Raw genomic sequence first — 13,057 nt, forward strand, 5'->3', positions numbered from 1 at the left:
GTGCTCAGGACTCCTTGTTGATCAGCTCGTTGATCTTCGCGTCGGCCTTCTTGGTGGCCGCGTCGACCGAGTCGCCCTTGAGGATGTCGAGGAGCATGTTCTCCAGGACCTCCTCCTTCTCGATCGAGGTCCAGCCGGGGGCGATCGGGGTGAACCAGGCGTTCGGCACCGCGTTGGCGATGGGGGCCGTCTCGGGCTTCTTCTTCAGCGGTTCGAGCTGCTTGGTGTTGTTCGGCAGGATGTCCTTGGAAGCCAGGACTTCCTGGGACTTGGCGCTGGTGAAGAGGGAGATCCACTCCTCGCCCAGGTCGGCCACCTGGGACTTGCTGGTGACCGCGAGGTCGCTGCCGCCGATGAAGGAGGGCAGTGTCTTGCCGTTCGGGCCCGGCATGGCGGCGACGCCGATCTTGTCCTTGAGCTTGGGGTTGCCCTTGCCGCTCTTGGCGTCGGTGACGACGCTCGCTTCCCAGCCGTTGCCGTAGATGAGTCCGGCCTTCTCGTTGGCCATGACGTTGGCGTGGTCGAGCTCGTCCTTGGTCACGTCGCCGTTGTTGTACTTCTTGACCAGGTCGGTGAAGTGCTTGATGCCCTTCTTCGCCGCGGGCGTGGAGAGCGCGGCCTTCCATTCCTTGGCGTTCTCGTCGTACGTGGCGATCTCGCCGCCGTACGCGGTGACGTACGACATGGCGGCGTACCAGTAGCGGCCGGGCAGATAGAGCGACGAGAAGCGTTTGTCCTTGGCGCCGTACTCGGCCTGGACCTTGTCCATCGCCTTGAGCAACTCGGCCTCGGTGGAGGGGAGTTCGTCGCTGCCGGTGCCCTTCTTGAGCATGTCCTTGTTGTAGACGGCGACGCGGGCGCCGGCGTAGTAGGGCACGCAGTACTGCTTGCCCTCGAAGGTGCAGGTGTCCTTGAGGCCCTGGATCCAGGTGTCGGAGTTGTCGTACTTCTTGGGGTCGATCTCGGCGAGCGCCCCGTTGAGGATGTACTGCTGGGTCTCGGTGTTGCCGAGCTCCACGACGTCGGGGAACTTGTCGCCGCCGAGCGCGGTGTCCAGCTTCTTGGCCTTGTCGGCCCACTGCTGGTACTGCACCTTGACGGTGACCTTGGGGTATTTCTTCTTGAACTGGGCGTTGACGTCCTTGACCAGCTCCGGCCAGCTGGTCTGGGCGTCCACCATCAGCCAGACCGTGAGTGTGTCGTCGCGGTCCTTCGGGTCCTTGGCGGAGTTGTCGCTCCCCCCACCCCCGCACGCCGTGACCATCGCCATCGCGGCGGCGACTCCGACGGCCGCTATGAGCTTGCGCTTCATGTCACCCCTCCTCGACCTGGCCACTAATGGTCTGGACCAGTACGGGGAGCTTGGCCTAGACCTTTAGGGCTGTCAAGGGAACCGTGACGGGGTCGCCCGGATCCGTTATCCGAACGACATCTCCCCGCAGAGGCGGCAGTTGGGCCTCCTGAACGGAGTAGGAACGCATCCGGAAGGAGCCTCGGCCGCGGTGGACTAGACCAGACTGGGGTCGCTCGGTGTATAAGAGACAGAGACCGAAGGAGCCGGTGACGGCAGCGACGCAAGAGCCGGGAAGGCGGAGCATGGGCACCGAAGCGGGCAGCACGGCCACCGAGACGGACGCCACCTCGACCGCCTCGCCCGACTCGCCGAGCACCGGCCGCACCGCGCGCGTGCCCAAGTACTACCGCCTGAAGAAGCACCTCCTCGACATGACGGAGACGCTGCCGCCGGGCACCCCGGTGCCGCCGGAGCGGACCCTCGCCGCCGAGTTCGACACCTCACGGACCACCGTGCGCCAGGCCCTCCAGGAGCTGGTCGTGGAGGGGCGCCTGGAGCGGATCCAGGGCAAGGGCACCTTCGTGGCCAAGCCCAAGGTCTCGCAGGCGCTCCAGCTCACCTCGTACACCGAGGACATGCGCGCCCAGGGCCTCGAGCCCACCTCGCAGCTGCTCGACATCGGGTACATCACCGCCGACGACCGGCTCGCCGGGCTCCTGGACATCGCGACCGGCGGCCGGGTGCTGCGGATCGAGCGGCTCCGGCTCGCCAGCGGGGAGCCGATGGCGATCGAGACCACGCATCTGTCCGCCAAGCGATTCCCGGCGCTGCGCCGCAGCCTGGTCAAGTACAGCTCGCTCTACACCGCACTCGCCGAGGTGTACGACGTCCGGCTCGCCGAGGCCGAGGAGACCATCGAGACATCCCTGGCCACGCCCCGGGAGGCGGGCCTGCTCGGCACCGACGTCGGCCTGCCGATGCTGATGCTCTCCCGGCACTCGCTGGACGCCGAGGGCGAGCCGGTGGAGTGGGTGCGGTCGGTGTACCGGGGCGACCGGTACAAGTTCGTGGCGCGGTTGCAGCGGCCCGAGGGCTGACGCTCCCTCAGTTGCCCTTGCTGTTTCCGTTATGCGGACAGGGGTTCCGTAGCCCGAGACTCTCGCTTAGATTTCCGGCCATTACATGTCGGATACGCGGAGCCCACGGGCCTGCGAGGGGATCGGAGCCGCCGCATGCCAGATGCGCCCGAAGTGAGCAGACCGGCGATCACGCCGGTTCGCGTGATCATCGCCTTCTGCCTGGTGGCGCCATTCGTGGCGATGCTCTGGGTGAGTTCGTACGCGAAGGCCGAGCCGGTGTTCATCGGCATCCCCTTCTTCTACTGGTACCAGATGCTGTGGGTCGTCATCTCCACGACGCTCACGATCATCGCGTACCAGCTGTGGCAGCGTGACCAGCGCGCCCGTAAGGCCGCGGCGGCCGAGGCACGGCAGGACCGAGTGGTACGGCAGGGCCGGGGGGACACAGACCGATGACCGAACTCGCAGCGGGAGGCGGCGGCGTGAACGTCGTCGCGCTCGCCGTCTTCGTCTTCTTCTTCGTCCTCGTCACGGTCATGGGCTTCATGGCCGCGCGCTGGCGCAAGGCCGAGAACGACCAGAGCCTGGACGAATGGGGCCTGGGCGGCCGGTCGTTCGGCACCTGGGTCACCTGGTTCCTGCTCGGCGGCGACCTGTACACCGCGTACACCTTCGTCGCCGTACCGGCAGCGATCTACGCGGCGGGCGCGGCCGGCTTCTTCGCGGTGCCGTACACGATCCTCGTCTACCCGCTGATCTTCACCTTCCTGCCCCGCCTGTGGTCCGTCTCGCACAAGCACGGATACGTGACGACCTCGGACTTCGTGCGCGGTCGGTTCGGCTCCAAGGGGCTCTCGCTCGCCGTCGCGGGCACCGGCATCCTCGCCACGATGCCGTACATCGCGCTCCAACTCGTCGGCATCCAGGCCGTCCTGGACGTCCTGGGCATCGGCGGCGGTGACGACACCAACTGGTTCATCAAGGACCTGCCGCTCCTGATCGCCTTCGCGGTGCTCGCCGCGTACACCTACTCCTCGGGGCTGCGCGCACCCGCGCTGATCGCGTTCGTCAAGGATGGCCTGATCTATCTGGTCATCGCCGTCGCGATCATCTACATCCCGATCAAGTTGGGCGGCTTCGACGACATCTTCGCCGCGGCGAGCGACAAGTTCAGCAAGTCGGGCAGCGGCGGGCTGATTCCCCCGGAGGGCAGTCATTGGGGCTACGCCACCCTGGCGTTCGGCTCGGCGCTCGCCCTGTTCATGTACCCGCACTCGATCACGGCGACGCTCTCATCGAGCAGCCGCAACGTGATCCGCCGCAACACCACGATTCTTCCGCTGTACTCGGTGATGCTGGGCCTGCTCGCGCTGCTCGGCTTCATGGCGATCGCGGCCGGAATCTCCGTCGAGAACGGCCAGTTGGCGATCCCGCAGCTGTTCGAGAACATGTTCCCGGACTGGTTCACGGGTGTGGCCTTCGCGGCGATCGGCATCGGCGCCCTGGTGCCTGCCGCGATCATGTCCATCGCGGCGGCCAACCTGTTCACGCGGAACATCTACAAGGACTTCCTCAAGCCGGACGCGACACCGGAGCAGGAGACCAAGGTCTCCAAGCTGGTCTCGCTCCTGGTGAAGGTGGGCGCGCTCGCCTTCGTCCTGACGATGGACAAGACCGTCGCGATCAACTTCCAGCTCCTGGGCGGCATCTGGATCCTGCAGACCTTCCCGGCCCTGGTCGGCGGCCTGTTCACCCGCTGGTTCCACCGCTGGGCGCTGCTCGGCGGCTGGGCGGTCGGCATGCTGTACGGCACGATCGCGGCGTACAACGTCGCCTCGCCGACGCAGAAGCACTTCGGCGGCTCCTCCGCCGCGATCCCCGGCATCGGCGAGATCGGCTACATCGGCCTGACCGCGTTCGTCCTGAACGCGGTGGTGGTGGTGGTCCTCACCTTCGTCCTGAAGGCCGTCAAGGCCCCCGAGGGCGTCGACGAGACGAAGCCGGAGGACTACACGGCCGACCGGGGCGACAAGGGCGTGGCGACCGAGCTGCCGAAGGTGGGTGTGGGGCACTAGGTCCTGCCGTACGCCAGGGCACCAGGACCTGCCGTGCACCGCAGCGTAAGTGACGGGCCGTCGGGAAATCCGGCGGCCCGTCGCCGTTGCCGCTGCCGGGCCGGGCCGCTTCCGGGCCGCTGCACGGCCGGGCTTCCGGTAAGGCGCCGACACAAGATGTGGGGGTGTCACCGGACGTCACCACAAGATGTATGCTCTACCTCGCTGTCACCGCAGGGGAATCCGGTGCGAATCCGGAACTGTCCCGCAACGGTATGTGTGTACGTAATTGCGCGTGCCCGCGAGTCCGATGACCTGCCGCAGCGCGCCCGTGCCGACCGGCCGGGTGCCGATGACGTCCGGGCCTCGCGGAATGGGCCGGTGGACGCGGAACGCCGCCTGCCCGGCCGCGTACAACCGTGACTGCCGCCCCCGCAAGGCCCCGAGCCGAGCGAGGGAGTGCTCCACGTGACCATCGCGCCAGCGGATCCCGTCTCACGACAGGCCGACCGGGCCTCTGAGAACCGGGCCGCCGAGGACCAGCCGGGAACCGCGTTGCTGCGGACCCTGACCGACCTCACCGCCGACCTCCCCGACACCGACCCCGGCCGGGTCGCCGCCGCCGCGCTGCGCGGCCGCCATGCCGGGTCGGACGAGGCCGAACTGCGCGACCTGGCCACCGAGGCGGCCGCGGGCCTGATCTCCGAGGACCCCGCGTACTCGCGGCTCGCCGCCCGGCTGCTGACCCGCTCCATCGCCGACGAGGCCGCGTCCCAGGGGGTCACCAGCTTCTCCGGCTCGGTCGCCGTCGGCCACCGCCAGGGCCTGATCGCCGACCGCACCGCCGAGTTCGTACGCCTGCACAGTGCCCGGCTCGACGACCTGATCGACCCCGCCGCCGACGACCGCTTCGGCTACTTCGGCCTGCGCACCCTGCACAGCCGCTATCTGCTTCGCCACCCGCACACCCGTAAGGTCATCGAGACCCCGCAGCACTTCCTGCTCCGCGTGGCCGCCGGGCTCGCCGCCGATGACAGCGGCCGGTCCGCCGACAGCACAGCTGAGGTCGCGGATCTGTACGGTCTGATGAGCCGCCTCGACTACCTGCCGTCCTCGCCGACGCTGTTCAACTCCGGTACCCGGCATCCGCAGATGTCCAGCTGCTACCTGCTCGACTCGCCGCTCGATGAGCTCGATTCCATTTACGACCGGTACCACCAAGTGGCCCGGCTCTCCAAGCACGCCGGTGGCATCGGACTCTCGTACTCCCGGATCCGGTCCCGGGGTTCGCTGATCCGCGGCACCAACGGGCACTCCAACGGCATCGTGCCGTTCTTGAAGACCCTCGACGCGTCGGTGGCGGCGGTCAATCAGGGCGGGCGGCGCAAGGGCGCGGCCGCCGTCTACCTGGAGACCTGGCACTCCGACATCGAGGAGTTCCTGGAGCTCCGGGACAACACCGGTGAGGACGCCCGGCGTACCCACAATCTGAACCTCGCGCACTGGATCCCGGACGAGTTCATGCGCCGCGTCGCCGCCGACCAGCACTGGTCGCTGTTCTCGCCCTCCGATGTGCCCGAACTCGTCGACCTGTGGGGCAAGGAGTTCGACGCCGCCTACCAGCGGGCCGAGGCCAAGGGGCTCGCCCGCAAGACCATCCCGGCCCGCGACCTGTACGGCCGGATGATGCGCACCCTCGCGCAGACCGGCAACGGCTGGATGACGTTCAAGGACGCCGCCAACCGCACCGCCAACCAGACCGCCGAGCCCGGCCACACGGTGCACTCGTCCAACCTCTGCACCGAGATCCTGGAGGTCACGGACGACGGCGAGACCGCGGTCTGCAATCTGGGGTCGGTCAATCTCGGTGCCTTCGTCGACGCGGAGGCCGCAGAGATCCACTGGGAGCGACTCGACGCCGCCGTACGCACCGCCGTGACGTTCCTCGACCGGGTCGTGGACATCAACTTCTACCCGACCGAGCAGGCCGGGCGCTCCAACTCCCGCTGGCGGCCGGTCGGTCTGGGCGCCATGGGCCTGCAGGACGTCTTCTTCAAGCTGCGGCTGCCCTTCGACTCTCCCGAGGCACGTGCGTTGTCGACCCGTATCGCGGAGCGCATCATGCTCGCCGCGTACGAGGCGTCCACCGAACTCGCCGAGCGCAACGGCCCGTTGCCCGCCTGGGAGAAGACCCGTACGGCCCGCGGCGTGCTGCACCCGGATCACTACGGTGTAGCGCCGCACTGGCCCGAGCGGTGGGCGGCGCTGCGGGAGCGGATCGCCGCGCACGGCATGCGTAACTCGCTGCTTCTCGCCATCGCGCCCACGGCCACCATCGCGTCCATCGCGGGCGCGTACGAATGCATCGAGCCGCAGGTCTCCAACCTCTTCAAGCGCGAGACGCTCAGCGGCGAGTTCCTCCAGGTCAACGCGTACCTGGTGGAGGAGCTCAAGCGGCTCGGCATGTGGGACGCGCGCACCCGCGAGGCGCTGCGCGAGGCCAATGGCTCGGTGCAGGGCCTGAGTTGGATCCCGGAGGAGGTCCGCGCGCTGTACCGCACGGCGTGGGAGATCCCGCAGCGCGGGCTCATCGACATGGCGGCGGCCCGCACCCCGTATCTGGACCAGGCGCAGTCCCTGAACCTGTTCCTGGAGACGCCCACCATCGGCAAGCTCTCGTCGATGTACGCGTACGCCTGGAAGCAGGGCCTGAAGACGACGTACTACCTGCGCTCGCGCCCGGCGACGCGCATCGCCCGTGCCGCCGGTTCCGGCTCAGGCTCCGGTACCGGTTCCGGCGCCACCGCCCCCGTACCGCCGCAGGCCGCGCCCGAAGAGGCCGTCGCCTGCTCCCTGGAAAACCCCGAGTCCTGCGAGGCCTGCCAGTAACCATGAGTGACACCACGACGAAGACTGTGACTTCCAAGACTGTGACTTCCAAAAACTTGCTCGACCCGGGCTTCGAGCTGACGCTGCGCCCCATGCGCTACCCGGACTTCTACGAGCGTTACCGGGACGCCATCAAGAACACCTGGACCGTCGAGGAGGTCGACCTCCACTCGGACGTCGCCGACCTCGCCAAGCTGTCGCCGAACGAGCAGCACCTCATCGGGCGCCTGGTCGCCTTCTTCGCGACCGGTGACTCGATCGTCGCGAACAACCTGGTCCTGACGCTGTACAAGCACATCAACTCCCCCGAGGCGCGGCTCTACTTGAGCCGTCAGCTCTTCGAGGAGGCCGTGCACGTGCAGTTCTATCTGACGCTGCTCGACACCTATCTGCCCGACCCGGAGGACCGCGCCGCCGCCTTCGCGGCCGTCGAGAACATTCCGTCGATCCGCGAGAAGGCCGAGTTCTGCTTCAAGTGGATGGATTCGGTCGAGGAGATCGACCGGCTCGAATCACAGGCGGACCGGCGGCGCTTCCTGCTGAATCTGATCTGCTTCGCCGCGTGCATCGAGGGCCTGTTCTTCTACGGGGCCTTCGCGTACGTCTACTGGTTCCGCTCCCGCGGCCTGCTGCACGGCCTGGCCACCGGAACGAACTGGGTGTTCCGCGACGAGACGATGCACATGAGCTTCGCCTTCGACGTCGTCGACACCGTGCGCAAGGAGGAGCCGGAGCTCTTCGACGACGCGCTCGAGCAGCAGGTCACCGACATGCTCAAGGAGGCCGTCGAGGCCGAGCTGCAGTTCGCCCGTGACCTGTGCGGCGACGGGCTGCCCGGCATGAACACCGAGTCGATGCGGCAGTACCTGGAGTGCGTCGCCGACCAGCGGCTGCAGCGGCTCGGGTTCGCGCCGGTGTACGGCTCCGAGAACCCGTTCTCCTTCATGGAGCTGCAGGGCGTGCAGGAGCTGACGAACTTCTTCGAGCGGCGGCCGTCGGCGTACCAGGTGGCGGTGGAGGGCTCGGTGTCGTTCGACGACGAGTTCTGACGTCGAGTCCTGACGTCGAGTTCTGAGCCCTCCCTCCCCGGAATCGGCTCAGTCGTTCTCGACGATCGGGTAGCGCGGGGTGCCCTCTGCCATCTGGCGGAGGGCGTCCTTGCGCTCCCGCTTGGAGAGCCGGTCGATGTACAGGTAGCCGTACAGGTGGTCCGTCTCGTGCTGAAGGCAGCGCGCGAAGTAGCCGGTGCCGCGGACCTTGATCGGGTTGCCCTTCTCGTCCTGCCCGTTGACCACCGCGTAGTCGGGGCGGGCGAGCGGGGCGTACGCCGTCGGGACGGACAGGCAGCCCTCGCCGGAGTCGTCGAGGCGGCGCTGCTCGGCGGGGAGCTCCTCGAGCACCGGGTTGCAGACCACGCCGACGTGCCGGACGCCCTGGTCGTCCAGGCAGTCGTAGACGAAGACCTTCAGGTCGACGCCGATCTGGTTGGCGGCCAGGCCCACGCCCTCGGCGGTGCGCTGACTGGCGAACATGTCGTCCACCAGCGCGGCCAGCTCGTCGCCGAACTCCGTGACGTCCTTGCACTCCTTGTGCAGGACCGGGTTGCCGACGACGGTGACCGGCCGGGAAGTGCCGCGCTCGCGGTACGCCGTCTCACGCGCCTCACAGTCCTCGGTGTCGATGACGAAACCCTCGTCATCGACCGGCAGTACCGCCGAAAGCTCCGCTGCCTGCTGCTCAGTGTCCTGCTGCGCCATGTCCGCCGTATGCCTTCCTCAACATGCAAGTGTTGGCGTACAGCCTACGGGGCAGCGCTGACAGGCCGCCCGGCCCGGTGAAAGGCCGCCGGGCCCGGGAACCGGCTCAGCACACCTCTTCGAGATCCCGCCAGTCCCGCGAGTCCGGACTATCGGCCACCCACCCATCGAGCAGCCCCCGCACAAGCCCCGCGGGCGCGGCGATCCCGCACTCCCGCTCCGGCACCCACAGCGCACCCGGGCTCCGGTGCCCGAGCGGCCCGGGGTGGCCCGGCTCACTGTGATCGTGCGGGTCGAGGTGTTCGCCGTCGCCCTCGTCGCTGGGCATCCGGCTCTCGGAGCACATCCGGCAGAGCAGCCGTACGGACGACGACCAGTCCTCGGCGGCGAAGCCCGCGTCCGCGGCCAGCTGCTCCAGGGCGTCCCGGTCGTCCTCGGTCGCGGCTTCCAGGAGCACCACCCAGGTCGGCACCGGCGAGGGCGCCCAGAGCTCGATCTCGTCGAAGACGGGGTACGACTGGCCGTCCGCCGTGGTCCGTTCGCCGTGCGGCACGCCGTCGTGCAGCACGACCTCGCCCCAGCGGCGCCCGGAGGACGGCAGCGGGATGGACAGGAGCTCGATCCGGGCCGGGTCGAGCCGGCGGCCCCACACCACCTCGGCCTCGCCTTCCGGCGAAAGGCGTACCGCGGCGCTGCCGAGCTCCATGCCGAGCGGCGGCTCCGTGGCGGCCGCGGTGCCGCCCGGCACCCGCAGGCCGTACGCCTGCCAGGCGCGGCGGGCGAGCGGCCAGTCCTGCAGGGCGGTGGCCGCGATGCCGACGTTCCACCAGTCCGGGGCGCCCGTCTCGCGGTCGAGCAGGGCGACGGCGCGCAGGCCCGCGGCGCGCGCCTGCTCCCAGTCGTGCCGGAATTTGTGCAGGAGCGCGAGGTTGAACCAGGACTCGGACAGCCAGGGTTCGAGGTCGGCCGCGCGTGTCAGGAGCGCGCCCGCGTCCTCGTACCGGCCGTCTCCGATGAGCGTGAACGCCCGGTCGGTCGCCTGCCGCCATGAGGCGGAGGGCCGGTGCCGTCCCTTGCCGAAGATCCTCACGATTCCCGCCTGCGATCCCAAACTGTGCGACCGGCCAAATTCCGTCGTGGTGCGTCGTTCGTACGTCTTACTTCGCATCCAACCATGCCTGGTTGGACGCCCGCTCATTACCCATGGGTTACCCAAGCGGGACAAGGGGGACGCCCCAGTTCCTGCCCGGTTTCGGTCACGGTCCGACCGTGGCGAGCCCGCCTCGGGACAGGACCCGGGCGAGCGCCTCGACGACCTCGGGCTGGTAGTCGTGCCCGGTGCCGAGGCGGAGCCGCTCCAGGGCGGTGAGCGGCCCGCCCGGGCCTTCTCCCCGCGCCATCTCGTCGTATGCGTTCGCGGTACGCACAATGCGCGCCGGAAGCGGCTGGTCACGGTACGGATCGGCCTGCCGCTCCACGACCACGGCGACGTCCGGCGGCACCCCGGTCTGCCGCACCACGGCGCCGCCGAGCAGGGCGATCCGCCGCTGCTCGGCGGCGGGCAGCGTGGCGGTGGCGCCCGCGGGCACCGGGTCCACGAGGGAGAGCTGCCCGATGTCGTGCATCAGCGCGGCGTACTCCAGAACGTCCAGGTCGGGCTCGGCCAGGCCCAGGTCACGGCCGACGGCGCGGCTGAGCGCGGCGACCCGGCGGGCGTGACCGGGCGGCGTGTACCCGGCGATCTCGGTGGCCCGGGCCAGCGAGGTGATGGTCTGCCGGTAGGTCGTCCGCACGGTCCCGTACCGCCGGAAGGACAGCTGCGTGAGCAGCAGCGGCAGCGAGAAGACCGGCAGCGCCCACAGCCCGGCCACGGCCACCGCGAGCGCCATCACGGCCCCGGTCGCGCCGACGGCGGAGCCGATGCCGCGCATGGCCCGCAGCTCGTCGCGGAGCAGCGGCCCGAACGGCCAGCCGGTGCGGGCCCGCACCGTGGCGGCGGCGAGCACGGCGTCGCAGAGCGCGGTGAGGGCGAGCACGATGACGAGCCACAGCGCGTAGTACGGGCCGTGGCCCACCCATTCGCCCAACGTGCCGGAGTTGTACAGGGGTTGGAAGCAGACGGCGGCGAATCCGACGGTCAGGGCCCGGCGGGCCGGGGCATCGAGCCCGGGCGCCCGGCCGAGCGCGACGTGGGGCACCGAACCGACCAGGATCCCGGCGACGGTGACGGCGACGACCTGGAGCACGCCGTGGTGGGTCGCGTGCCCGGCGTTCTCACCGAGCAGCGCGTACGCGAGCGCCCCGGCGGCGGCAAGCGGCGCGGGCTCGCGCTCCCCGCTTCCCGCGGAGCCGCGGGCACCCCAACGGGCGAGCTCTCCGAGGGCGATGAGCAGCCCGAAGGCCAAGGCGACGGAACGCTCCGCCAGGCCGTACCAGAGGGTGTGGCCGAGAGCCGCGGCGACGAGGAGTCCGGCGCTGCCGTGGATCACGAAGAGGGTTGCTGTGCCTGACCTACGCGTCATGAGCTGCGCCCGTCACCAAATCAAGCCCGTCCGGCGATGGAGGACGAGCCCGCAGGGCGATCTTCGGCGCCCGAGCCGACGGTCGGTGATGAGGGAGCAGCCGCCGGAGGCGTGACGTTTCCGCGAACCTCCGCCACCGGCACCCCCTCGTCCGCCGTAACCGCCGGATGCCACCCTTGGCGGTCAAGCGCCCGGACGAGCGCCCGCACCATCTGCGGATCGAACTGCCGCCCCGCACACTTCTTCAGCTCCGCGAGCGCCACCTCGACCGGCCGGGCGCGGCGGTACGAGCGGGTCGAGGTCATCGCGTCGAAGGCGTCGGCGACCGCGACGACGCGGGCGAACTCGGGGATCTGCCGCCCCGCGAGCCCGTACGGATAGCCGCTGCCGTCGAGCCGCTCGTGGTGGTGCAGGATCGCGGATCTGGCCTCGCCGAGGAAGCCGATGCCGCGCACCATCTCGTGGCCGTACTCGGGGTGCAGCTCGATGACCCGGCGTTCCTCGGGGGTGAGCGGCCCGTCCTTGCGCAGCAGCCTGGTGGGGACGCCGAGTTTGCCGACGTCGTGCAGGATCCCGGCGAACCGGAGTACCTCCACGCGCTCGTCCGGCATGCCCAGTTCGCGGGCGATGAGCACGGACGCCTTACCGACGCGTTCGCTGTGGCCGCGGGTGTACTCGTCCTTGATGTCGACGGCCTGGACGAGGGCGCGGATGGTGGCCTGGTGGGCGGCGCGCTCCCGGTGGTACTGGGCGAAGACCCAGCACGAGATGTACATCGGAAGGAGCACGAGGAGCGCCGCGAACGGCCCGTACGGGCTGCGCCACAGGACGGCCATCATGAGCCCGGCGAGCCCGTGCACCAGGGTCGGCGCGAGCGAGCGAAGGAGCAGGCCGCGCCAGGCGGTCCGTACCGGCACCCGTTCGGCGGCGACGAGTATGCAGCCGTCGAGCACCGCGAGCGTCAGGCAGAAGACGAGTATCGCGGCCCCGGCGGGCACCAGGGCGTACGGAAAGTCCGGCACCGGCGGCGTGCCCGCGCGCAGCAACTCGCGGCCGCCGAACCGGTGATGGACGGTGGCCGCGACCCAGCAGGCCACCGCGAGCTGGGCGGCCCGCCACACGCGGCGTGGCGCGACCGGCCGCCGCTCCACGCGGGCGAGCGCGGCCCCGGGCACGGCCACGAGCGCGGCGGCCGCGGGCGGCAGCAGGAACACCCCGGCGAGCAGCACCGGGAAGAAGGTGACCATGCCGCGCGGGGCTTTGGCGCCGAGGTAGCGGCAGCGGGTGAGCTGCTCGCACCCGGCGTAGAGCACGGCGAGCAGGGCGACCGCCGCCCAGGGCGTGGGCGGGTCGGACCGGGTGAACGCGGGCAGCGCACAGGCAGCGGCGCCGAGCGTGACACCGGCGATACAGCCGACGGCCCACGGGGGAACCGACCGCATGGACCTCTCCTCCCCCGGAT

Annotated in this window: 10 protein-coding genes and 1 riboswitch; of the genes, 5 read left to right on the forward strand and 5 right to left on the reverse strand. The window is 69.7% G+C overall.

Features of this window, described 5'->3' with window-relative positions; translation table 11 throughout:
• Positions 1-4: 4 nt before the first annotated feature.
• Positions 5-1,312: a sugar ABC transporter substrate-binding protein gene (locus ACWD10_RS10705; protein WP_451089188.1), complete on the reverse strand. Its 1,308-nt coding sequence runs from the start codon at positions 1,310-1,312 to the stop codon at positions 5-7.
• Between the two features lie 284 nt (positions 1,313-1,596).
• On the opposite strand from ACWD10_RS10705, the gene ACWD10_RS10710 reads away from it, so the two are divergent.
• From ACWD10_RS10710 to ACWD10_RS10730, 5 genes are all read left to right on the forward strand, one after another.
• Positions 1,597-2,391: a GntR family transcriptional regulator gene (locus tag ACWD10_RS10710; protein WP_451089190.1), complete on the forward strand. Its 795-nt coding sequence runs from the start codon at positions 1,597-1,599 to the stop codon at positions 2,389-2,391.
• 135 nt (positions 2,392-2,526) lie between these two features.
• Positions 2,527-2,829, forward strand: a complete 303-nt coding sequence (locus ACWD10_RS10715; RefSeq protein WP_451089192.1) for a DUF3311 domain-containing protein — start codon at positions 2,527-2,529, stop codon at positions 2,827-2,829.
• A complete protein-coding gene (mctP, locus tag ACWD10_RS10720) occupies positions 2,826-4,448 on the forward strand; it encodes a monocarboxylate uptake permease MctP (protein ID WP_451089194.1) in 1,623 nt (540 codons plus the stop codon). Before ACWD10_RS10715 ends, mctP begins: the two co-directional genes overlap by 4 nt.
• 216 nt (positions 4,449-4,664) lie before the next feature.
• A riboswitch (cobalamin riboswitch) is annotated at positions 4,665-4,743 on the forward strand.
• 152 nt (positions 4,744-4,895) lie between these two features.
• Positions 4,896-7,316, forward strand: coding sequence for a ribonucleoside-diphosphate reductase subunit alpha (locus ACWD10_RS10725; protein ID WP_451089196.1), 2,421 nt, complete (start codon positions 4,896-4,898; stop codon positions 7,314-7,316).
• Positions 7,317-7,318: 2 nt separating this feature from the next.
• Complete coding sequence (locus ACWD10_RS10730; RefSeq protein WP_451089198.1) at positions 7,319-8,365, forward strand: ribonucleotide-diphosphate reductase subunit beta; 1,047 nt, start codon at positions 7,319-7,321, stop codon at positions 8,363-8,365.
• A gap of 48 nt (positions 8,366-8,413) precedes the next feature.
• On the opposite strand, the gene def is transcribed toward ACWD10_RS10730, so the two are convergent.
• From def to ACWD10_RS10750, 4 genes are all read right to left on the reverse strand, one after another.
• A complete protein-coding gene (def, locus tag ACWD10_RS10735; RefSeq protein WP_451089200.1) occupies positions 8,414-9,073 on the reverse strand; it encodes a peptide deformylase in 660 nt (219 codons plus the stop codon).
• A 106-nt stretch (positions 9,074-9,179) separates the two neighbouring features.
• Complete coding sequence (locus ACWD10_RS10740) at positions 9,180-10,163, reverse strand: tetratricopeptide repeat protein (RefSeq protein ID WP_451089202.1); 984 nt, start codon at positions 10,161-10,163, stop codon at positions 9,180-9,182.
• 166 nt (positions 10,164-10,329) lie between these two features.
• On the reverse strand, positions 10,330-11,595 hold the full coding sequence (locus tag ACWD10_RS10745; protein ID WP_451089204.1) for an HD-GYP domain-containing protein: 1,266 nt from the start codon (positions 11,593-11,595) through the stop codon (positions 10,330-10,332).
• 20 nt (positions 11,596-11,615) lie between these two features.
• On the reverse strand, positions 11,616-13,037 hold the full coding sequence (locus ACWD10_RS10750) for an HD-GYP domain-containing protein (protein ID WP_451089206.1): 1,422 nt from the start codon (positions 13,035-13,037) through the stop codon (positions 11,616-11,618).
• Positions 13,038-13,057 lie beyond the last annotated feature (20 nt).

Source organism: Streptomyces sp. NPDC002851, assembly GCF_053591935.1.

Coding starts and splice junctions, on each gene's coding strand:
- mctP (WP_451089194.1), top strand. CDS start 2,826: ATGACCGAACTCGCAGCGGGAGGCGGCGGCGTGAACGTCGTCGCGCTC.
- ACWD10_RS10705 (WP_451089188.1), bottom strand. CDS start 1,312: ATGAAGCGCAAGCTCATAGCGGCCGTCGGAGTCGCCGCCGCGATGGCG.
- ACWD10_RS10730 (WP_451089198.1), top strand. CDS start 7,319: ATGAGTGACACCACGACGAAGACTGTGACTTCCAAGACTGTGACTTCC.
- ACWD10_RS10745 (WP_451089204.1), bottom strand. CDS start 11,595: ATGACGCGTAGGTCAGGCACAGCAACCCTCTTCGTGATCCACGGCAGC.
- def (WP_451089200.1), bottom strand. CDS start 9,073: ATGGCGCAGCAGGACACTGAGCAGCAGGCAGCGGAGCTTTCGGCGGTA.
- ACWD10_RS10710 (WP_451089190.1), top strand. CDS start 1,597: ATGGGCACCGAAGCGGGCAGCACGGCCACCGAGACGGACGCCACCTCG.
- ACWD10_RS10715 (WP_451089192.1), top strand. CDS start 2,527: ATGCCAGATGCGCCCGAAGTGAGCAGACCGGCGATCACGCCGGTTCGC.
- ACWD10_RS10750 (WP_451089206.1), bottom strand. CDS start 13,037: ATGCGGTCGGTTCCCCCGTGGGCCGTCGGCTGTATCGCCGGTGTCACG.